The sequence below is a fragment of the Streptomyces sp. NBC_01092 genome (assembly GCF_045039535.1).
Classification (GTDB): Bacteria; Actinomycetota; Actinomycetes; order Streptomycetales; family Streptomycetaceae; genus Streptomyces.
Genome location: NZ_CP108659.1, coordinates 10,094,257 through 10,113,260, shown reverse-complemented (window position 1 = coordinate 10,113,260; position 19,004 = coordinate 10,094,257). Strand labels below are relative to the sequence as shown.

21 protein-coding genes and 3 pseudogenes are annotated in these 19,004 nt (G+C 70.2%); 12 read left to right on the top strand and 12 right to left on the bottom strand.

Annotated elements, in window-relative coordinates; all coding sequences use genetic code 11:
- Positions 1 to 3: 3 nt before the first annotated feature.
- Positions 4 to 678, bottom strand: coding sequence for a TetR/AcrR family transcriptional regulator (locus OG254_RS44930; protein WP_351198535.1), 675 nt, complete (start codon positions 676 to 678; stop codon positions 4 to 6).
- A gap of 100 nt (positions 679 to 778) precedes the next feature.
- On the opposite strand from OG254_RS44930, the gene OG254_RS44925 reads away from it, so the two are divergent.
- Complete coding sequence (locus OG254_RS44925; RefSeq protein ID WP_405593522.1) at positions 779 to 1,342, top strand: NADPH-dependent FMN reductase; 564 nt, start codon at positions 779 to 781, stop codon at positions 1,340 to 1,342.
- Positions 1,343 to 1,400: 58 nt separating this feature from the next.
- Here the strand turns inward: OG254_RS44925 and OG254_RS44920 are convergent, their stop codons facing one another.
- Positions 1,401 to 2,306 carry a LysR family transcriptional regulator gene (locus OG254_RS44920; protein WP_405593520.1) on the bottom strand — a complete coding sequence of 302 codons (906 nt, stop codon included), beginning with the start codon at positions 2,304 to 2,306 and terminating at the stop codon, positions 1,401 to 1,403.
- A gap of 116 nt (positions 2,307 to 2,422) precedes the next feature.
- On the opposite strand from OG254_RS44920, the gene OG254_RS44915 reads away from it, so the two are divergent.
- A complete protein-coding gene (locus OG254_RS44915; RefSeq protein WP_405593518.1) occupies positions 2,423 to 2,647 on the top strand; it encodes a hypothetical protein in 225 nt (74 codons plus the stop codon).
- A 10-nt stretch (positions 2,648 to 2,657) separates the two neighbouring features.
- Here OG254_RS44915 and OG254_RS44910 read toward each other — a convergent pair whose 3' ends face one another.
- Complete coding sequence (locus OG254_RS44910) at positions 2,658 to 3,539, bottom strand: LLM class F420-dependent oxidoreductase (RefSeq protein ID WP_405593517.1); 882 nt, start codon at positions 3,537 to 3,539, stop codon at positions 2,658 to 2,660.
- A gap of 74 nt (positions 3,540 to 3,613) precedes the next feature.
- Positions 3,614 to 4,594 carry an ArsR/SmtB family transcription factor gene (locus tag OG254_RS44905; RefSeq protein WP_405593516.1) on the bottom strand — a complete coding sequence of 327 codons (981 nt, stop codon included), beginning with the start codon at positions 4,592 to 4,594 and terminating at the stop codon, positions 3,614 to 3,616.
- A gap of 56 nt (positions 4,595 to 4,650) precedes the next feature.
- Here OG254_RS44905 and OG254_RS44900 point away from each other — a divergent pair, with 56 nt between their 5' ends.
- Positions 4,651 to 5,919: an MFS transporter gene (locus tag OG254_RS44900; protein WP_405593515.1), complete on the top strand. Its 1,269-nt coding sequence runs from the start codon at positions 4,651 to 4,653 to the stop codon at positions 5,917 to 5,919.
- On the opposite strand, the gene OG254_RS44895 is transcribed toward OG254_RS44900, so the two are convergent.
- A complete protein-coding gene (locus tag OG254_RS44895; RefSeq protein ID WP_405593514.1) occupies positions 5,831 to 6,799 on the bottom strand; it encodes a TerC family protein in 969 nt (322 codons plus the stop codon). The genes OG254_RS44900 and OG254_RS44895 overlap by 89 nt on opposite strands.
- Before the next feature lie 236 nt (positions 6,800 to 7,035).
- On the opposite strand from OG254_RS44895, the gene OG254_RS44890 reads away from it, so the two are divergent.
- Positions 7,036 to 8,010, top strand: coding sequence for an alpha/beta hydrolase (locus OG254_RS44890; protein WP_405593513.1), 975 nt, complete (start codon positions 7,036 to 7,038; stop codon positions 8,008 to 8,010).
- A 217-nt stretch (positions 8,011 to 8,227) separates the two neighbouring features.
- Here the strand turns inward: OG254_RS44890 and OG254_RS44885 are convergent, their stop codons facing one another.
- A complete protein-coding gene (locus tag OG254_RS44885; protein WP_405593511.1) occupies positions 8,228 to 9,010 on the bottom strand; it encodes a DUF899 domain-containing protein in 783 nt (260 codons plus the stop codon).
- 219 nt (positions 9,011 to 9,229) lie between these two features.
- On the opposite strand from OG254_RS44885, the gene OG254_RS44880 reads away from it, so the two are divergent.
- The 5 genes and pseudogenes from OG254_RS44880 to OG254_RS44860 all read left to right on the top strand — a co-directional run.
- Positions 9,230 to 10,222 (top strand): helix-turn-helix domain-containing protein, encoded by a 993-nt coding sequence (locus OG254_RS44880; protein WP_405593510.1) that lies wholly within the window; start codon positions 9,230 to 9,232, stop codon positions 10,220 to 10,222.
- A 446-nt stretch (positions 10,223 to 10,668) separates the two neighbouring features.
- Positions 10,669 to 11,127: a MarR family winged helix-turn-helix transcriptional regulator gene (locus OG254_RS44875; protein WP_405593509.1), complete on the top strand. Its 459-nt coding sequence runs from the start codon at positions 10,669 to 10,671 to the stop codon at positions 11,125 to 11,127.
- A 208-nt stretch (positions 11,128 to 11,335) separates the two neighbouring features.
- On the top strand, positions 11,336 to 11,875 hold the full coding sequence (locus tag OG254_RS44870) for an ArsR/SmtB family transcription factor (RefSeq protein ID WP_405593508.1): 540 nt from the start codon (positions 11,336 to 11,338) through the stop codon (positions 11,873 to 11,875).
- A complete protein-coding gene (locus tag OG254_RS44865) occupies positions 11,872 to 13,158 on the top strand; it encodes an MFS transporter (protein WP_405593506.1) in 1,287 nt (428 codons plus the stop codon). Before OG254_RS44870 ends, OG254_RS44865 begins: the two co-directional genes overlap by 4 nt.
- 47 nt (positions 13,159 to 13,205) lie before the next feature.
- Positions 13,206 to 13,466, top strand: a pseudogene (locus OG254_RS44860) (IS5/IS1182 family transposase); the annotation flags it as partial.
- Here OG254_RS44860 and OG254_RS44855 read toward each other — a convergent pair.
- The 4 genes and pseudogenes from OG254_RS44855 to OG254_RS44840 form a co-directional block, all read right to left on the bottom strand.
- Positions 13,459 to 13,650, bottom strand: a complete 192-nt coding sequence (locus OG254_RS44855) for a transposase (protein ID WP_405595578.1) — start codon at positions 13,648 to 13,650, stop codon at positions 13,459 to 13,461. The pseudogene OG254_RS44860 and the gene OG254_RS44855 sit on opposite strands and share 8 nt — an antisense overlap.
- 51 nt (positions 13,651 to 13,701) lie before the next feature.
- Entirely contained in the window at positions 13,702 to 14,019 is a 318-nt protein-coding gene (locus OG254_RS44850) for a transposase (protein WP_405593505.1), read from the bottom strand.
- 33 nt (positions 14,020 to 14,052) lie between these two features.
- On the bottom strand, positions 14,053 to 14,637 hold the full coding sequence (locus tag OG254_RS44845) for a DinB family protein (RefSeq protein ID WP_405593504.1): 585 nt from the start codon (positions 14,635 to 14,637) through the stop codon (positions 14,053 to 14,055).
- Positions 14,638 to 14,840: 203 nt separating this feature from the next.
- Positions 14,841 to 15,106: pseudogene (locus OG254_RS44840) on the bottom strand (transposase family protein); the annotation flags it as partial.
- A 153-nt stretch (positions 15,107 to 15,259) separates the two neighbouring features.
- Here OG254_RS44840 and OG254_RS44835 point away from each other — a divergent pair.
- Positions 15,260 to 15,814, top strand: a complete 555-nt coding sequence (locus tag OG254_RS44835; RefSeq protein WP_405593503.1) for a hypothetical protein — start codon at positions 15,260 to 15,262, stop codon at positions 15,812 to 15,814.
- A gap of 136 nt (positions 15,815 to 15,950) precedes the next feature.
- Entirely contained in the window at positions 15,951 to 16,397 is a 447-nt protein-coding gene (locus OG254_RS44830; RefSeq protein WP_405593502.1) for a VOC family protein, read from the top strand.
- Between the two features lie 29 nt (positions 16,398 to 16,426).
- Here the strand turns inward: OG254_RS44830 and OG254_RS44825 are convergent.
- Together OG254_RS44825 and OG254_RS44820 are read right to left on the bottom strand one after the other, a co-directional pair.
- Positions 16,427 to 16,937, bottom strand: a pseudogene (locus tag OG254_RS44825) (transposase); the annotation flags it as partial.
- 47 nt (positions 16,938 to 16,984) lie between these two features.
- Entirely contained in the window at positions 16,985 to 17,818 is an 834-nt protein-coding gene (locus OG254_RS44820; protein ID WP_405593501.1) for a helix-turn-helix transcriptional regulator, read from the bottom strand.
- A gap of 117 nt (positions 17,819 to 17,935) precedes the next feature.
- Here OG254_RS44820 and OG254_RS44815 point away from each other — a divergent pair, with 117 nt between their 5' ends.
- A complete protein-coding gene (locus tag OG254_RS44815; protein WP_405593500.1) occupies positions 17,936 to 19,000 on the top strand; it encodes an aldo/keto reductase in 1,065 nt (354 codons plus the stop codon).
- Positions 19,001 to 19,004: the final 4 nt, after the last annotated feature.

Below are 19,004 nucleotides of genomic sequence, written 5' to 3'. Positions count from 1 at the left end.
CGTTCACACCTGTGTGCGTGTCACCCGGGCCACCAGGTCGATCCACCCCGCCTCCAGCCGCTCCATGGGCATACCGCACTGCCTGGTCAGATGGTGGACCAGGGCGGGGTCGAGGTACGCCATGAGGGTCTGGGCGAGGAGGTCGCAGTCGGCGTCCGGCTGGATCTGCCGCAGCAGCACCATGACGTGGGTGTGCAGCGCCTTGAGCGAGGGGTGGCTGAAGCGGCGGGTCGGCTCCGGCTGGGCCGCCAGCTGCAGGTCCAGCTGCTCGGCCGAGCGGTAGAGCACCGCCACGCCGAACGCGCGCAGCCGGTCGACCGGGGGCGACCCGGGGCCCAGCGGCGCCGGCCCGCTCAGGAAGTCGGCCTGGAGCTTCCTCGCGGAGTGGTCCAGGAGCGCCGTCAGCAGGCCGGTGCGGTCGCCGAAGCGCCGGAAGACCGTCCCCTTGCCCACCCCGGCCGCCGCGGCCACCGCCTCCATGGTGACCCCGGCCGCGCCGTGCTCGGCGATCAGCTCGGAGGCGGCCTCCAGCAGCCGGGCACGGTTGCGGGCCGCGTCGGCGCGCAGGCAGGGCTCGTCGGGGGCGGAGCCGACCTCCAGCAACTCGGGCGTGCCGAAGGGCTCCTCAGGCTTCGCAAACGGCGGCAGGGCGGCGGACATGAAGACAGCGTAAAGCATCGGGAATGAAACTGGACCGCGGTCCGCTTAGGGTGCTAGAAACGTAAACGGACCCCGGTCCGGATCGTAACGGCAATGTTTCAGCATCCTTGGAGTTCGCATGTCTGTTCGCATCCTCGCGCTCGTCGGCAGCCTTCGTGCCGGTTCGCACAACCGTCAGCTGGCCGAGGCGGCCGTCAAGCTCGCTCCCGAGGGCGCCGAGGTCGTGCTCTTCGAGGGCCTGGCCGACATCCCCTTCTACAACGAGGACATCGACGTGGAGGGCAGCGTGCCGGCCGCCGCCGCCACGCTGCGTGAGGCCGCGCAGGCCTCCGACGCGTTCCTGTTCTTCTCCCCCGAGTACAACGGCACGATCCCGGCCGTACTGAAGAACGCCATCGACTGGCTGTCGCGTCCGTACGGCTCCGGCGCCTTCGGCGGCAAGCCGGTCGCCGTGGTCGGCACCGCCTTCGGCCAGTACGGCGGCGTGTGGGCGCAGGACGAGGCCCGCAAGGCCGTGGGCATCGCCGGCGGCAAGGTGCTGGAGGACGTCAAGCTGTCCATCCCCGGGTCCGTGACCCGCTTTGCCGAGACCCACCCGGTCGACGACGCCGAGGTCGCCGCCCAGCTGACCGAGGTCATCGCGCGCGTCCACGGGCACGCGGGCGAGGCGGTCGCCGCCTGACCCCACCACGGGTCACCCCGAGGGGCCGGAGCCTGGTGCTCCGGCCCCTTCTCGCGTCTCAGGCCACCGCCTTGGGTGCCAGTTCGCGCAGTTCCGCCAGTGCGGCCGCGACCGCAGGCCGTTCGTGGCCGCCGCCCCGTGTGCAGGTCAGGAGCTTGCGGTGCGGGTTGCCCGTGCAGCGGACCCGGGTGATCGGCAGGTGGGGGGTGAGCTGGGCGAGGCGCGGGATGAGAGCGACGCCGAGCCCGTGGGCGATGAGGTGGGCCATGGCGTTCCAGTCCCTCGCGTGATGGACGATGTCCGGGGTGAAGCCGGCCGCGCCGCACGCCGACAGCACATGCGGGCGGCAGGGACTCTCCGGCACCGGCGCGATCCAGTCCTCGCGCGCCGCCTCCGCGAGATCGACGCGGTCCCGCCCGGCGAGCGGATGATCCTCGGGGACGACCAGGTCGAACGGGTCGTCCAGAAGCGGCTGCTGGTCGAAGCGGTCGTCGCTGAGGGGCGGGTTGTAGATGGTCGCCTCGACGACGGCCAGATCGACCTCCCCTTCGAAGAGCAGGTCGAAGCCGGTCGGCGCCTCCGCTTCGCGGATCCGGACGCTGAGCCGTGGGTGCCGCACGCGCAGCCGGGACGCCATGGGCGCGAGCAGCACCGACACGGCCACCGGGAAACCGCTCGCGCGGAGCAGCCCCGCCGGCGCGCCCTGGTCGGCCCGCAGATCGAGCTCGGCCAGTTCCCAGCGGGCCTGGATGGCGTCCGCGTGCGCGAGCAGACTCTCGGCCGCCGAGGTGAGGCGTACCCCGCGGCCCTGCGGCTCCAGCAGGTCGACGCCCAGATCGCGGGCCAGTTGCCGGATCTGCTGGGAGGCGGCGGACGGCGTGAAGTGCAGGGCGCGGGCGGCCGCGGTGACCGTGCCGTAGTGCGCAACGGCCCTCAGTACGTGCAGTCGGCGCAGGTCAATCATGAAGCCCACGCTTCAAGGTGAGGTCCACAAAGTCAACCTGGACGTGTACGAAGGCTCATCGCACCCTTGATGGTGTCGCGACGGTCGATCAGCCACACGAGGAGCGAGGAGTCACCATGACCAGCACGACCGGCACCGTCTGCCCGCACTGCGGGTGGCCCGACGGCGCCGAGCCCTTCCAAGTCGTCTCCCGGCACGCCACGGGGGCGGGCAGCACGGTGTGGACGCGGTGCGGCTGCGGTTCGTTGCAGGTCCGGGTCGTCGACGCCCGCGGGATGCGGATCGTCTCCCGCAGCCGCCCCGCCGACACCGGCACCCGGTCGAGCACACCGTGCCGATAGCCGCCGGCGCTCAGTCGAGCCCGGCCAGCCGCTGTACGGCGGGAGCCGCGAAGTTCTCGATGAACGCCGCCGGCTCCCCCGTACGGGGACCGAGGATCACCGTGTCGATGCCGAGTTTGGTGTAGCCAGTGATCTCGCGGGTGAAGGCGTCGACGTCGCCCGTCCTGGCGGCCTCGCCGGAGTAGACGACGGTCTTGCGGATCTCGCCGTAGTCGCGCCCCTCGGTGTCGCAGTGGCCGCGCAGCACGTCGAGCTTGTGCCTGACCTCCTCCGGCGAGGTGATGAACAGGTTGCACGCGTCGCCGTACCGGGCCACCAGCCGCAGCGTCTTCTTCTCGCCGCCTCCGCCGATCATGATCTCGGGGTGCGGGGCGCTGACCGGCGCCGGGACGCCGAGGGTCTCGGCGAGGCGGTAGTGCGTGCCCTCGAACGGGCCGTTCGTGTCCGGGTCCCACATCTGGAGGCAGATCCGCAAGGTCTCCTCCAGCCGCTCGAAGCGCTCGGCGACCGGCGGGAACGGCACGCCGAGCCCCGCGTGCTCCCGGTCGTACCAGGCGGCGCCGATCCCGAGGGTGGCCCGGCCGCCGGACAGCACGTCGAGCGTGGTGGCGACCTTGGCGAGCAGACCGGGGTGGCGATAGGTCACGCCGGTCACCAGGGCGCCGAGGCGGACCGTCGAGGTGTGACCCGCGAGGAAGCCGAGGGTCGTGTAGACCTCCAGCATGGGGTCCTCGGCGCGGTCGTTGAATTCCATCTGGAAGTAGTGGTCCATCACCGACAGCCAGCTCACGCCCGCGGCCTCGGCGGCGGCACCCACGGCGGCGAGTTCGGCGCCGAGCGCGGGACCCCCTCCGGGATGGTCGAACCGGTTGATGTGCACGCCGACCCGCATGTCCTGCCTCCGTTCGCCCTGACCCTGACCGTGCCCCGTCCCTGACGACGCTAGAACTTCGAGCGCTCTCGAAGTCACGCCCGGTCGGCCAACTGGTCACCGAGTCCGGTGCGCCGGTAGAGCACGTGCCGTCCGTCGCGGGTCCGGGTGACCAGTCCCGTCGCGTGCAGCACCTTCAGGTGCTGGGAGACCGCGCTCGGCGTCACACCGAGGCGGCGGGCCAACTCGACCGTGGGCAGCGGCTCGGCGAGCAGCCGAAGGACCGTGGTGCGGGGGGCGCCGAGCAGCGCGGTGAGCGCGGAGGTGTCGGGCTCGGGCGGCGGTTCCCACAGGGTCGCGGCGCCCCGGCCGGGATAGACGAGCATCGGGGGTTCGTCGGCGCTGACCGGGGGCGCGGGTTTGTGGGCGAACAGGGACGGCAGCAGGCGCAGTCCGCGCCCGGATCCGTCCACCTCGTGCCGGCCGATCATCTGCTCGACGCGCAGGACACCGTCGCGCCAGCGCACGTTGCGGTGCAGGTCGGCGAAGAGGAGCTGGGCGCCGCCCATGGCCAGCTGCCGGGCGCGGTGGGTGATGTCGGCCTCCAGCACGAGCCGCATCCGCGCCCAGTCCGGCCGTATGGCCAACTCCCAGTAACGCAGCAGCAGTTCGGACAACTCCTCCAGCAGCTCTGCCACCGGCCCGTCGCCGGGTGCGGTGATCTGCCGCAGGGCGCCCGGGAGGGGGTGCGGGGCGTGGGTGGCGAGCAGGTCGCGGCGTACGAGTTCGGGTGGCGTCGCCCGTACGACGGCGAGCTGGTCCTGCAGCGCGGGCGCGAAGGTCGTCGGGCGGGGGGTGAGGAAGTCGGGCAGGACCAGGGTCTGCCCGACCAGGGCCCGCAGCAGCCGGGCGTCTGCGGGTTCGAGGCGGTCGAGCACGGCACGGCGCCACGAGGAGTGCAGGGGGAAGAGAGCGGGGGCGCGCAGGGCCCGCAGGCTGCCCATGACCTCGCGCAGCGGCGAGATCGCGAACCGGGTGTCCGCGAGGTCGTCGACGTCGAGCAGGAAGCTGATCATTAAGCCCCGGGCTACATCCTTTGGCAACCGACCGTCACCGGCGTGGACTTCGGCACATGACGGATCACAACCACCGGCAGACTACCTCCGCGATCGCGCTGCTCGCCTTCGCGTGCTCAGTCGCCGTGGGCAATGTCTACTTCCCGCAGGCGATCGGCCCGTTGGTGGCTTCCGGCCTCGGCGTCTCCCCCGACGCGGCCGCCACGGTGGTGACCGCGACCCAGTTCGGCTACGCGGCCGGCATCTTCCTGCTCGTCCCGCTCGGCGACCGGCTGCGGCCCCGCCCGCTGTTCGTCACCCTGCTCACCCTGACCGGCCTGGGCCTGCTCGCCGCGAGCACCGCCCAGACGCTGTTGCCGCTCGTCGCCGCGAGCGTCCTCGTCGGCACGGCTACGGTGATCGCCCCGCTCGCCGGCCCGCTGGCGGCCAGCCTGGTGCCCGCCGAGCGGCGGGGCGTGGTCGGCGGCACCCTGCTGAGCGGCGCCCTCGCCGGCATGCTGGTGTCCCGCGCGCTCGGCGGCGCGCTCGGCGACTGGCTGGGCTGGCGGGCGCCGTACGTCGCCGCCGCCGCGCTCTCCCTCGCGGTCGCCGCCCTGCTGGCCCGCATGCTGCCGGCGCTGCCTGCGTCCACCGCGGCGTCCTACCCGGCGCTGCTCGCCGCGCCCCTGCGTCTGCTGTGCACCGAGCCCGAGCTGCGCCGCTCGTGTCTGTACCAGGCCACGGTGTTCGCCGGTTTCTCGGCGGTTTGGACCGGCGTGGCGCTGCTGCTCACGGGCCCGGTGTACGGCCTGGACGCGACGGCGGCCGGGCTGCTGGCCCTGGTCAACGCGGCGACGATGCTGTGCACGCCGGTCGCGGGGCGGCTGGTGGACAGCCGTGGCCCGGACCGCGTCAACCTCGTGTGCTTTCTCGTGGTCGGCGCGTCGGCACCGGTCCTTGCCTTCGGCGCCCTGGGCGGCGTGCCCGGGCTGACCGCGCTGGTCGTCGGCACGCTGCTGCTCGACGTCGGGATGCAGTCCGGCATGGTGGCCAACCAGGTGCGGATCTACGGCCTCGGCGCCGACGCGCGCAGCCGGCTCAACACCGCCTACATGACGTGCGCCTACCTCGGCGGCACCGTGGGCTCCTGGCTGGGCGCCCGCGCCTACGGCCGCTACGGGTGGACCGGCGTGTGCGCGCTGGTCGCGGGGCTGACCGCGGTGGCGCTCGGACGCCATCTACGGCATCGGCATCGGCTCACACGGATTCGGCAGGTGCCCGTTCCTGCTGCTGCCTCGAAGCACGCAGGCTGGTCAGCGTCGTCACCGCCAGGACGAGCACGATGAAGCCGAGCGAGAAGGGGATGCCGATCTCGGGGACGTGGACGCCGGACTCGTGCAGGGCGTGCAGCACCAGCTTCACGCCGATGAAGCCGAGGATGATCGACAGGCCGTAGCTGAGGTGGACCAGCTTCTTCAGCAGTCCGCCGATGAGGAAGTACAGCTGCCTGAGGCCCATCAGCGCGAACGCGTTGGCCGTGAACACGATGTACGGGTCCTGCGTCAGCCCGTAGATGGCGGGGATGGAGTCGAGCGCGAACAGGACGTCGGTGGAACCGATCGCGAGCATCACGACCAGCATCGGGGTCATGACCCGCTTGCCGTTCTGCTCGATCCACAGCCTGGTGCCGTGGTAGCGGTCGGCCACGCCGAAGCGGTTCTCCACCATCCTCAGCAGCTTGTTCTCCCGGTACTCCTCCTCGTGCTCCTCCTTGCGGGCGTCCTGGATCAGCTTCCAGGCGGTCCAGATCAGGAAGGCACCGAAGAGGTAGAACACCCACGAGAACGCGGAGATGATCGCCGCGCCGGCCGCGATGAAGCCGGCGCGCAGCACGAGCGCCACGATCACGCCGACTATCAGGACGCGCTGCTGGTACTGGGACGGCACCGCGAACTTGGCCATGATCAGGACGAACACGAAGAGGTTGTCGACGCTGAGCGACTTCTCGGTGATGTACCCGGCGAAGAACTCGCCGGTGGGCCGGGCACCGCCGTACGCGAACAGCCCGAGGCCGAACAGACAGGCCAGTACGATCCACACGATCGTCCATGTGCCGGCTTCCCGGATGGAAACGTCGTGGGGTTTGCGACCGATGAAGAAGTCCACGGCGACCAGCGCGCACAGGGCGACGACGGTCAGCAGCCAGAGGGTGGGGGAAACGTTCACAGGTGCTACTCCTGGTGCAGGTGGGGCCTTGACAGCGTTGTTGCCGCCCGGCGACTGCTTCCACCCAGAGCCGGTGAACAGCGGGTCATCTCCTGGCAAGGTCCAGGTCACGGGTGTGCCACCCGCCGGACGGCGGGCAGCTTCCGCCGTCCGGCGGCCCCGTGTCCGGGGCCGGTGCGCGGATGCTGACCGCAGAGCCGCGAGGCACATGTGTGCCCCCTGTGTGAGGAGTTGCCATGACCCAGGTCCCGCCCCCGTTCGATCCCGAGCTCGCCGCCGCGCTGGAGCTCATCAAGGACGTGATCTCACCCGGCCTCACGATGGACGACATAGCCGAGGTCCGTCAGGGTGCGGGGATACAGATGCTGGCCGACCTGGACCTGACCCTGGACGGGTACTTCGAGGTCGAGGACCGCGCGGTGCCGGGCCCCGAGGGTGCGCCGGAGATTTCGCTGCTGATCTGCCGGCCCGCCGCTCCGGCCGACGCGGGCCCGCGGCCCGTGATCTACCACGTCCACGGCGGCGGAATGATCATCGGCACCAACCGTGTCGGCGTCGACGCTCCGCTGGCCTGGGCGAAGGAGTTGGACGCGGTTGTGGTGTCGGTGGAGTACCGGCTGGCGCCCGAGCATCCGCACCCGGCGCCGATCGAGGACGTGTACGCCGGTCTGGAGTGGACGGCGGGGCACGCGGCGGAGTTCGGTGGTGATCCGCGGCGGGTCGTCGTCGCCGGTGCCAGCGCGGGTGGCGGGCTGTCCGCGGCGCTGGCGCTGCTCGCCCGGGACCGTAAGGGTCCGGAGTTGATCGGTCAGATGCTGATGTGCCCGATGCTGGACGACCGCAACGACAGCCCGTCCGTCCATCAGATGGCGGGCCTCGGTGTCTGGGACCGTACGGCGAACGAGACCGGCTGGACGGCGCTGCTCGGCGAGCGGAGGGGTGGCCCCGACGTGTCCGCCTACGCGGCGCCGGCCCGCGCCGAGGACCTCTCCGGGCTGCCGCCGGCCTTCCTGGACGTGGGCTCGGCGGAGACCTTCCGCGACGAGGTCGTCGACTACGCCTCGCGGATCTGGCAGGCGGGCGGCGTGGCCGAACTGCATGTGTGGCCCGGGGGCTTCCACGGCTTCGACGGCTTTGCTCCGCAGGCGGTGGTGTCACAGGCGTGCCGGGCGGCGCATCTGGCTTGGTTGAGGCGGCTGTTGAGCCGGTGACGGTGGGGTGGGCGCGGGGGCGGGGGCGGGGCGCCTATTCGTCTGCCGGGTTCTGTGGGTGTGCGGGTGCGGGGTTGTGTGTGGCTGGTCGCGCAGTTCCCCGCGCCCCTGGAGGTCGGAGGGCGGGGCCGGCGTGCCGAGCTGGGGCCGATCCGCGTGCGGGAGGTCGGGTGCCGGGAGTGGTGCTTTTTGGGCCGGTGCCGTCGGGGAAAGTGCGTCAGTGGTGGTGGGATTGGCGGCCGAGGGTTTGTACGGGGGTCGCTTCGGGGCGGGTCCACTGGGGGATGGGGCGGCTGGTCGGGCCCCAGGTGGGGTTTCCGGCCGCGTCCGAGCGCCAGGACCAGCAGGGGCTGTCCCCCTTGGGCCAGCCCTCGGGGTTGTCCTCCCATGTCTCACCGCGGCCGTAGGGCGTCATGTCCAGGAGGCCGAGGGAGCCGTTGACCCGCTCGTTGCCGCGGCCGGTCGTGGAGTAGGTGAGGAACACGCGGTCGCCGTCGCGCAGGAAGCAGGTGAGGTAGCCCATCTCGCCGCCGACCGGCGCGTCGACATCGCGCACCGAGTACCAGGGCTCGGTGTAGCCCATGAACTCGACGTAGGCGGCCACCTCGTCCCAAGGGCCCGTGGTCAGGACGGCGTACGAGACACCGCGGGCGTTGAGGTAGACCGCGTCCTTCACATGCCAGGCCGTGGTGGTGCAGCCCTCGCACTGGCCCTGGTGCGGCGCGCCGTCGTACCACATGTGCTTGTAGACCACGAGCTCGTCGCGGCCCTGGAACAGGTCCAGGAACGGGACCGGGCCTTCAGGTCCGACGACCTCGACCGTCCCGTCGAACTCCACCATCGGCAGCCGGCGCCGGGCCGCGGCGAGGGCGTCGCCCTCGCGGGTGTAGGCCTTTTCGCGGACCAGGAGCTCGTCACGGGCGGCCTGCCAGGTGGCCAGGTCGACCACGGGCGGGCGGCCGGGCCGCGCGGTGGTCGGGTCGTTGGGCGTGGTCGTCATGGTGTCCTCCGAGATGTCTCGTGCCGGGCGGCGTCGTACGGCGTTCTACGCCGGTCACGCGTACAGACTCGTGATCCGACCGGAACTCATCGCGAGGCACCTCCGCCGTGCGGTATCCCGCATCCCTTGAGGTCGGCCGCCGGGACCGGTGCCTTGAATGCCGATGGAGCCGTGGCACGGCCTCCCCACTTCCCCACCGCATACCGCACCATGGGGCCTATGAAAGAGCTGGCCGGGCGTCTGACCGCGCTCGATCCGGATGCCGGGGCCGCCGTCCGGGTCATCGCCTACTTCGATCGGCTCGCCGAGTCCCGGGCCGGTCTGGAGACGCTCGTGCGCGGGGCCGCCGTCCTCGCCGGGGTGCCGGCACGGCTCGTTGACGCGCAGCGGCGTGTGCATGTCCGGGTCGAGGCCGACGGGGCGCGCAGGGAGAGCGATCTGCCGCCCGACCCCGCCTGGCCGTCCGCCGCGCTGACGCCGGGCGGCGCGACGGCGCTGTGGCTGGAGCGGGCCGAGCAGGCGGAGCCGAGTGTCGTGGACGCGGTGATCCTGGAGCGGGCCGCGGGTGTCATACGGCTGGTTCTCGACCGGACGCGAGGGCGGGCGCCCGCCGATGACCCGGCGCTGGTCGAGACGCTCCTCGACGGTGCCGCCCCGGAGGCCGCACGGTTGCACGCGGCCCGGCGTCTCGGCCTCGATCCCGCTGTGCCGGCCCGCGTTCTGGCCCCGCTGGACGGCCGGCCCCTGGTCGTTCCGGCACACCCGGACGTCGCGCCGCCCGCCGGCCGCGTCGGCGTGGGGCCCGCCGTGCCGGTGCTCGACCTGCCGCGCTCCTGGTCCGAGGCCCGCGTCGCGCTGCGCTTCACGGCCGAGGGCACCGCGCAGGACCCCGGTCCGGGCGTCGTCCACGCCGACGAGCTGGGCGGCATCGCGCTCCTCGCCGACATCGTCGTACCCGGCGCCGAGCAGCCGCCGGACGTACAGGCCCTGGAGACGGCCGCGGCGGCCGCTCCCTGGCTGCTCGGCACGCTGCACGCGGTCTCCTCGACGGTGAGCCTGCGGGCGGCGGCTGCCGAGATCAACCTGCACCACTCCACCCTCCAGGAGCGGCTGGCGCAGGCCGAGCACCTCCTGGGCTGGCCGCTGCGCACGCCACAGGGAAGGTTCAGGCTGGGCCTGGCACTGGCGATGCGGCACCTGGCGCGAGGCTAGGGCCTGTCCGGCGGATCAGGCCGGCTGCAAGGAACGGCATCTCATCAGCGCAGTTGAGCGGGGCCTGGTGCGTCCACCTGCAAGGCGGAGGAGGGCGGCGGCGAGTGGCGACAACGCGGCTGGGGGGTACCCCCTCTGGGGGAGGGCGTGCCAGGCCCCGCAACGCCGGCATGATCCGCCGGACAGGCGCCCTAGCGGCGGGACGGTCGGCCGGTTGAGTTCGTCGGCTTCCTCGGCGGGCACCCACAGTTCGGGCATGGTCTCGCCGCCCGCCTGGCGGACGGGGTACCGGCTCAGGAACTCCGACTCATGGCCGCCGACGCGACGGCCACGCAGTCCGCCAAGTCCTTCAAGTCCTTGCAAGCGCGCTCTACACGCCATCGCTGGAAATTTCGTAGATGCCCTATCCTGAGTGTCATGCACATCGGACGGAGGACACCGGCGCCATGACCGCGACGGACCCCGCGCTCACCGCCCTCGCGCAGGGCTGGTGCGCCCTCTCCCTGCTGCACGGCAGGATCGAGACGCACATCGAGCGCGCCCTGCAGGCCAAGCACGACCTCAGCGTGCGCGAGTACTCCCTGCTCGACGTGCTCAGCCGCCAGCACAACGGCGAAGGCGGCCACCTGCAGATGAAGCAGGTCGCGGACGCCGTCGTCCTCAGCCAGAGCGCCACCACCCGCCTCGTGACGCGGCTGGAGGACCGCGGCCTGCTCTCGCGCTACCTCTGCCCCACCGACCGCCGCGGCATCTACACCGACGTCACCGAAGCCGGCCTCAAACTCCTCGCCGAGGCCCGCCCCACGAATGAGTCGGCGCTGCGCGAGGCCCTGGACGAGGCCGCGGAGAATCCCGAACTGGCCCCGCTGGTCCGGGCCGTCGAGACACTGCGCGTCCCCGTCTGACGCCGCCCACCTGTCCGGAGTTCTTGAACCTCCCAGGTTTTTGAAGGGTTTCCTGAAGGCCCTGTGCCACCCGGCCCCCTGCCCCCTGCCCCCTGCCCCCTGCCCCCTGCCCGGCGATCTTCAGAAACTCATGGGCTGAACAGCCGATTCCGGAAGCCCATGCAAAACTCCCTTGCCCAATGGTCAAGAAACGTTGACCATTGGGCGCATGCCTACCGATGATCTTCCCGAGACGTTCCACGTCACCACTGACGAGCAGCTACGCGCCGTCTCCAATCTCACGCGTCACCGGATCATGGCTGTGCTCCGCTTCGAGCCCGCGACGATTACGCAGATCGCCGAGCGGGTGGGCCTCGCGAAGGGGAGTTCCAGCTACCACGTGCGGCTGCTGGAGCGGGCCGGCCTGGTGAAGGTGGTCCGGACGCGGAAGGTGCGGGGGGTCACCGAGCGGTACTACGCGATGGCCGCGCGGGCGATCGTGCTGCCGGATCCGGGCGCGGGAGGGCCGGATGTGCTGATGCGGCATGCGGTGGCGGACCTGGAAGCGGCGCCGGTGGATGGCGAGCGGCACGTACGGATGGCGCATCTTCGGCTCACCGACGAGCAGTTCGCGGAGCTCGGGGCGCGGCTGCAGGCACTGGCGGACGAGTACCGGGAGCTGTCCGATCCGTCGCTGCCGGACGCGTCGCTCGTCTTCGCGCTGTTCCACCCGGCGCCGCGCGAGCAGGCCGAGGGGGACGCCAAGTGACCTCGGGTGTAAGGAAGTTGTCGGCCGGGTTCGGCCGGCTGTGGACCGCGCAGACGGTGTCCTCGCTCGGTGACGGGGTGATGCATGCCGCGCTGCCGCTGCTCGCGTTGACGTTGACACGGGATCCGATGGCGCTCGCCGTCGTCACGGCCGCTGGGACGCTGCCGTGGCTGCTCTTCGGGGTGCTCGGCGGTGCGCTGGTGGACCGCTGGGACCGCCGGCGCACGATGTGGGTCGCGGACGTGGCGCGTGCGGTGCTGCTCGCGATACCGGCGGCAGCGGCCGCGCTCGACGTGCTGAGCATTCCGCTGCTCGCGGCCGTCGCCTTCCTGCTCGGCCTCGGCGGACTCTTCTTCGACACGGCCGCTACGGCCTATCTGCCGGATCTGCTCGGCCGCGACCCCGCACTCCTGGAACGCGCCAACTCCCGCCTGCGCGGCGCCCAGACCGCCATGTCCGGCTTCGCGGGGCCGCCCGCGGGCAGTGCCCTGCTCGCGCTCGGGCGGGCGGTTCCGCTGCTCGCCGACGCGGTGTCGTTCGCGCTCTCCGCACTGCTCGTACGGTCGTTGCCCGCCGCGCCCCAGCCCATGCCGGAGGCCCGCGAGTCGCTGCTTCGGCAGGCGCGGGCCGGGGCCTCGTACGTCTTCCGGGATCGGTTGCTGCTCGGGCTCGCGCTCCGTCCGGCGGTCGGGAACGTCGCCTTCCTCGCCGTGGAGACCGTACTCGCCCTCTTCGCGCACGACCGTCTCGGCATCGACACCTTCGGTTACGGCCTGCTCCTCACGGCGGAGGCCACCGGCGGCCTGCTCGGCGCGGGCATCGCCTCCTTCCTCGGCCGACGACTCGGCACCGGCACCGCGCTGACCTGCACGGCCGCGGTCGAGGGGCTCGCCATCCTGAGCCTTGCCGCGGCCCCGAATCCGTACGTGGCCGGGCTCGCGCTCGCCGTTTGCGGGGCGGGCATGGGCGCCACGATGGTGCTCGGGCCCTCCCTGCGCCAGGCGATCGTCCCGGCCCACCTGATGGGCCGGGTCGCCTCCACCTCCCGCATGCTCGCCATGTGCGCCGCCCCGTTCGGCGCCTTCCTCGGCGGCTGGCTGGCCACCACGTACGACGTACGCACCCCGCTCTACGCCGCCGCCGGCCTCCTCCTCACCATGACCGCCGTCACGGCGACGATGACCAGCAACCGCCGAGTCGAGGCGGCACTACGTGGCGCTGCCGCGGCCAGCGGTCCAGGTCACCCGGAGTCCACGGATCCCGTTCAGGAGCGTGCCGTTTAGGGCTTCACGAGGTCGTTGAGCCAGTGGGCACCTGGGGCGATCTTCGCGTGGCTGGTGTGATCACGACTTCGGAGCCGTACTGGATAGCCCTGTTCACGGGCTGAGCCCGCGGCAGTTCGCGAAGCTGGTGACGGTTTACGGCGAGAGGGGGCGGACTCGGGCCGATGTTCGCCCTCCAGCCCCGCAAGCGGTTCGCGAAGGACACCGCACTGATCGTGGACGGCACCCTGGTGCCCACCCGCGATCACACCGTCGCGGAGCAGTCGAAGAACTATCGGTACTCCACCAATCACCAAGTCGTCATCGACGGCACCGCCGTGGTCCCCGGCGGGACCGGACGGCGGGGATGCCGCGGACGAGCGGCTTGAGGGCGAGGCTGTCGTGCATGTTCGCGCCGGACACGTCGACGGCGAGCGGGATGCCCTGGGCATCGGACAGCACGTTCAGCTTGCTGCCCTTCTTGCCGCGATCGACCGAGTTCGGCCCGGTCAGCGATCCCCCCTTTTTGGCGCGAATGGAGGCCGTGTCGACGATCGCCGAGGTTCAGTCCACCTCGCCGCGGGCCCCGAGTTCGTCCAGCACCGCCAGGTGCAGCCGACGCCACAGGCCGGCCTCGGTCCATACCGTGAAGCGGCGATGCGCGGTGGCGGGCGACGTGCCGAACGTCGGGGGCAGATGCCGCCAGGAACAGCCGCTGGTCAGCGCGTACACCACTGCCGTGAACACGGCCCGCTCGTCACACGGAGCGGTCCCACCACCTTGCGGACGAGCAGCGAACGCCGGCAGCAACGGGGCGGCCGGCTCCCAGAGTTCATCAGGAACCAGACGCTTCGATAGATCAGCACCCACGACCGGCAGCATGCCGCACGAACATCAAGTCACGTGAGACACCCTCTAAGCCTTAATGGGTGCGGCCGACCTGGCGGCCTGCTCGATCTTCGCGCAGTAGGCCGCACGGGCTTCCTCGTCGATCTGCTGCTCGTGTTCGGCGCGCACCCCGGTCCGGCCGTCGAGGCCCTCGCGCAGGATATCGGCGTGCCCGGTATGCCGGTTGGACTCGCCGAGGACATGGACCATGACGGCGAACAGGTTCGTGTTGGGATAAGGCTCCGGCCACCACGGCACGTGGCCGGGGGCGTCGAGGGGAAGCTCGTTGATCGTCGCGTCCGAGTGTTCCCACGTGCGCCGGTAGAACCCGATGATCTGATCGCGGGTCTCCTCCTCGGTCGCCCACTGGTCGTTGCCGTCGTAGTCCTGCCACCGGCACAGCGGTTCCGGGGAAGGGCGGTCGAAGACCTCGCCGAAGTACCTGGCCTCGACGGTGGCCACGTGCTTGACCAGGCCGAGGAGGTTGGTCCCGGTCGCTGTCAGAGGCCGGCGGGCGTCGTATTCGGACAAGCCGTCGAGTTTCCAGAGCAGCGCCTCGCGGTCCCGCCGCAGTCTCCGGTGCAGGTTGTCCTTCGCGAATTCATCGATCATGCGGCACGAGCCTGCCACGGGCTGCTCGTGGTCTCAAGATCCCGTACGTGGTCCGCAACGACTGGCAGAGCCGAGGCCTGGCCATGGTCGCGCCCTGACCTGCTACAAGACGCTCGCGAAACTTGCCACGTGAGACACCCTCTAAGGCTTCTCCCGTAACGGATCTTCGAGTCGGTGCAGACACGGTCTGGCGTGTCCGGCCCCACTCGTTCATCCAGCAGACGGCAGTCGCGCAGGATCTTCCAGGACTTCATGCGGGCGAAGACATGCTCGACGCGGGCACGGACCCGTTTGTGCAACTTGTTGTGTTCCTGCTTCCAGACGGAGAGTTCTTCGCCTTTACGGCGCCAGTGGGGCATAGCAGGCCGGGGCCCGGATAGACGCCGTCGGCGATCGTCGTGGTGTTGCCGACGGCGGCCTTGGCCACGGATTCCACCCGGTCTTCCAGTGACAGGCTCCACGGCCGGCCCGGGCGGATCGCGCATGCTCCGTCGCGCCGCAGCGTGGTGACCAATTTGCCCACCACGCCGGGAGCATCACATCAGACCAGCCCGACGCCGAGACGATCGCTGCAGCTACGCTTCCACAGCGCAATCGGTGTTGAGCAGGACCGGGGGGAATCGTGAACCGACCACTGCTGTTCCTCGACGTGGACGGGCCACTCAACCCCTATGCGGCCAAGCCGGAGAAGCGCCCTGACGGCTACACCACACTCAGAGTGCCCCAGGACAGCGGAACTCCAGACGAACGCAGAGGACTCTCGGCCCGGCGGCGACCCCTGCGGGTCTGGCTCAACCCAGAGCACGGGCAGCACCTGCTCCAACTCGGCTACGAGCCGTGCTGGGCCACCACATGGATGGACGAAGCCAACCGGTGGATCGCCCCGGTACTCGGCCTTCCCGAACTCCCCTTCGTCGACTTCGGCGACGCCTTGTTTCATGAACGCCCCGACGGGGTCCACTGGAAGACCAGTCCCCTGGTGGACTACGCCAACGGCCGTCCCTTCGCCTGGGTGGACGACGAACAGAGCGATCTGGACCAGGCATACGTGACCGCCCACCACCGCGGGCCTGGGCTTCTGCACCACGTCAACCCGCGAATCGGCCTGCGCGAGGACGACTTCCGCACCCTCGCCGACTTCGCCCGATCTCTGGAAACTCCACGAGCCACCGGCTGAGCACGTCGCCAGTCCTTCAGACAGCTCCGTGCTCGGTTCCGCGATCGTTGCGGGACAACCTTCATAGGCCTGTCGTTTAACGTCCGCCCCGGAAAACCAGCAGACATAGCTTCGGCATCTGGTCGATCATGAGCTGATGACTGCGTTCTACCATGTGTGCTTCGTCGTGCCGGACATCGAGAGGGCTATGCAGGACCTTGAGAGGTCCGTGGGAACTGAGTGGGGTGCTCCTGTAGCTGATCGGCTTGGCGAGTGGGACTTGCGCATCGCCTTCACCCGCGGCGGGCCACCGTTCATCGAGCTGATCGAGGGGCCGGCAGGGAGTCCCTGGGACTCGTCGCAAGGAGCCCGGTTCGACCATCTGGGCTACTGGACCAGCTCTGTCCAGCAGGGTTCTCAGCGGCTGGAGGACGATGGTTTCACCGTTGACTTCTCTGGCTGCCCCTATGGCCGGCCCTTCGCGTACCACCACTTGGACAGCATTGGCGGCCGCGTCGAGCTGGTGGATGTGACACGGCAGCCGAGCTTCCTCCAGAACTGGCACGGGGATGGCGGCCCAATGCCCGTGATTGAGGAGAGTTGACGGCAGGGTCCTCGGCCTCGCTGTGTTGTTCACCCCGCGCGTCGTGGTTGGGTGCCCTGCCTGTGGTGTGAGGGGCGTGCGTAAGCCTCCCCCGTGGCCAGGACGCGTCCAACGTCGTGGCGTGCCGCTGAGTGACGGTTCTACGAGCCTGCCGGGCGTCCCGGGCCTGGCCGGGAGGGTTTCGGAGCACTCGCTGGTGAAGGGCTCTTCGCGTGGAGGTTTCGGAACCCCCGGCGGACCCGGGCTGGGGTGAGTCTGCGCGGCTCGGCCTTCTTCTCCCATGGCTGGCGAAGGTCGACCGCCAGAGGCCAGGCAAGCCGCAGTTGGGTGTGAGCAGCAATCACCAGCCACGACCACCACAGCCAGACCGGCTTGTTGACTCCACCGGAGGGCAGTTTCTCAACGGTCAGGCGGATGACGGTGCCCTCGATGACGGGCAGCGGTCCCTTGTAGTCGGTCCAGGCCGCCCGGCGGGTCAGCCGCGGAGTGCAGCCGATCCCACGCCTGCGCGGTCGCCTTCCTGTAGAGCCGGGTGGACGAACCCAAGAATCACACTTCGGCTCAGTCCACGAATGGACGGTTCGACTTCATCGTGCCCACAACCGGTCCAATGCCGACTGACTCTCATCGTCCGCGGCACGGAAAATCAGCAACCGCTGATTCGGATCTTGAAGCGGCACAAGCACTTCGAAATGCACTGCGATCACACCGACTTCGGGATGCCGCATTACCTTGTGCCCGCGGCCGTTGACCTTGATGTCCCGCTCGGCCCACAATCGCCCAAATTCCTCGTCACGAGTGATGAATTCGGCAATGAGGTCGGTCAACGCCCGATCCTCCGGATGCGCCGCCCACGCAGCGCGCAGGTGGGCGATCCCCTCCCGCACGACGCGTTCCCGGTCGACATAGAAATCGCGCATCTCCGGATGCATCAGGCACAGCCACATCGCATTGCGCTGTGACGGAGGAAGGGTGTCGAAATCCAGAAGCAGCCTCGCCATTTCGCGGTTCCAGGCCAGGATGTCGTAGCGGTGGTTCACCACCATGGCCGGCAGCGGCGACAGATCGGCGACCAGCCGGGCCAGCGGCGGTGCTGCAGCGGTGGCCGGCTTGTCGGCATTGCGGGGGCGCTGCTGGGCCAGGTTGAAGAGGTAGGCGCGTTCGACGGGGGCCAGGCGCAGCGCACGGGCCAGCGCCTCCACCACGTCCGCTGAGGGCCGCAGCCCGCGCCCCTGTTCCAGCCGCACGATGTAGTCGACGCTCACCCCGGCCAGTTCAGCGACCTCTTCGCGGCGCAGTCCCGGGGTGCGCCGGGCCTGCCGACGCGACGGCAGACCGAGATCGCGCGGGTCCAGCCGTTCGCGCCGGGTCCGCAGGAACGCGGCCAGCTCCTGTGTTGTGTCCACGGTGTGGGTCGTCATGTCCGTTCCAACAGCCAGGGTAGGACCGGCGTTCCCAGGAACCCCTTTCCCTTACCCCCGGCTCGCGGCGGTCACAGCCTTGTTCTCGACAACGGATCACGAGCACAGGAGAAAACGATGTCGCTCACCCTCGACACCTACCGGCTGCTGGGCCGCTCCGGACTGCGGGTCTCACCACTGGCGCTGGGCGCGGCGACCTTCGGCACCGATTGGGGCTGGGGCGCCGAGCAGGACGAGGCACGCAAGCTGTTCGACCTCTACGTCGAGCGAGGCGGCAACTTCATCGACACCGCCAACACCTACACCAATGGCAGCTCTGAGCGGCTGCTGGGCGAATTCACCCGCGACAACCGCGAAAGCCTGGTGCTGGCAACGAAATACACGACGCTGCGCCGACCCGGCGACCCGAACTCCGGCGGCAGTCACCGCAAGAGCCTGTTCGCTTCGGTGGAGGCGAGTCTGCGACAGCTCAATACGGACTACATCGATCTGCTCTACCTGCACGTGTGGGATTTCACGACACCGGTAGAGGAGATCCTGCGCGGCATGGACGATCTGGTGCGGCAGGGCAAGATCTTGTACGTGGCGATCTGCAACGCCCCGGCCTGGCAGGTGTCGCGGATGCAGGCGATCGCCGACCTGCGCGGCTGGTCGCCGCTGGTCGCGCTGCAGATCGGATACAACCTGATCGAGCGTTCCGGGGAACGTGACCTGATCCCCATGGCACGCGAGATGGGGATGGGTGTGATCCCGTATTCACCGCTGGCCGGCGGGGTGCTCACCGGCAAGTACAGCCGCGACGACCTGACCGCGCCGGACGTCGCATCCGACGACGGCACCCGCAAGAGCTTCAACGTCGCCTTGGGCACGCTTACCGAACGTAACCTTGCCATTGCCGATGTCGTGAAGGAGGTCGCCACGGAGCTGGGCCGCACACCCGCCCAGGTGGGGCTGGCCTGGACCCTGCGGCAGCCGAGCGTGACGGCACCGATCATCGGCGCCCGCACCCCCGCGCAGCTGGAGGACAATCTGGGCGCCTTGGATGTCGACTTCACCGCCGCCCAACTGGCCCACCTCGACGAGATCAGTGCGATTGAACTCGGCTTCCCGCACGACATGCTCGCCAGTGACCACATCCGCAAGGTGACCGCAGGTGACCTGAGGATCGAAACCCGCCGCTGATGGT

Excerpts from the sequence above, each read along its gene's own strand:
- OG254_RS44815 (WP_405593500.1), top strand. The coding sequence starts at position 17,936 with ATGTCGCTCACCCTCGACACCTACCGGCTGCTGGGCCGCTCCGGACTG.
- OG254_RS44830 (WP_405593502.1), top strand. The coding sequence starts at position 15,951 with ATGACTGCGTTCTACCATGTGTGCTTCGTCGTGCCGGACATCGAGAGG.
- OG254_RS44890 (WP_405593513.1), top strand. The coding sequence starts at position 7,036 with ATGACCCAGGTCCCGCCCCCGTTCGATCCCGAGCTCGCCGCCGCGCTG.
- OG254_RS44870 (WP_405593508.1), top strand. The coding sequence starts at position 11,336 with ATGCCTACCGATGATCTTCCCGAGACGTTCCACGTCACCACTGACGAG.
- OG254_RS44850 (WP_405593505.1), bottom strand. The coding sequence starts at position 14,019 with ATGCTGCCGGTCGTGGGTGCTGATCTATCGAAGCGTCTGGTTCCTGAT.
- OG254_RS44845 (WP_405593504.1), bottom strand. The coding sequence starts at position 14,637 with ATGATCGATGAATTCGCGAAGGACAACCTGCACCGGAGACTGCGGCGG.
- OG254_RS44905 (WP_405593516.1), bottom strand. The coding sequence starts at position 4,594 with ATGATCAGCTTCCTGCTCGACGTCGACGACCTCGCGGACACCCGGTTC.
- OG254_RS44885 (WP_405593511.1), bottom strand. The coding sequence starts at position 9,010 with ATGACGACCACGCCCAACGACCCGACCACCGCGCGGCCCGGCCGCCCG.
- OG254_RS44900 (WP_405593515.1), top strand. The coding sequence starts at position 4,651 with ATGACGGATCACAACCACCGGCAGACTACCTCCGCGATCGCGCTGCTC.
- OG254_RS44880 (WP_405593510.1), top strand. The coding sequence starts at position 9,230 with ATGAAAGAGCTGGCCGGGCGTCTGACCGCGCTCGATCCGGATGCCGGG.
- OG254_RS44910 (WP_405593517.1), bottom strand. The coding sequence starts at position 3,539 with ATGCGGGTCGGCGTGCACATCAACCGGTTCGACCATCCCGGAGGGGGT.
- OG254_RS44820 (WP_405593501.1), bottom strand. The coding sequence starts at position 17,818 with ATGACGACCCACACCGTGGACACAACACAGGAGCTGGCCGCGTTCCTG.
- OG254_RS44925 (WP_405593522.1), top strand. The coding sequence starts at position 779 with ATGTCTGTTCGCATCCTCGCGCTCGTCGGCAGCCTTCGTGCCGGTTCG.
- OG254_RS44930 (WP_351198535.1), bottom strand. The coding sequence starts at position 678 with ATGCTTTACGCTGTCTTCATGTCCGCCGCCCTGCCGCCGTTTGCGAAG.
- OG254_RS44875 (WP_405593509.1), top strand. The coding sequence starts at position 10,669 with ATGACCGCGACGGACCCCGCGCTCACCGCCCTCGCGCAGGGCTGGTGC.
- OG254_RS44920 (WP_405593520.1), bottom strand. The coding sequence starts at position 2,306 with ATGATTGACCTGCGCCGACTGCACGTACTGAGGGCCGTTGCGCACTAC.
- OG254_RS44915 (WP_405593518.1), top strand. The coding sequence starts at position 2,423 with ATGACCAGCACGACCGGCACCGTCTGCCCGCACTGCGGGTGGCCCGAC.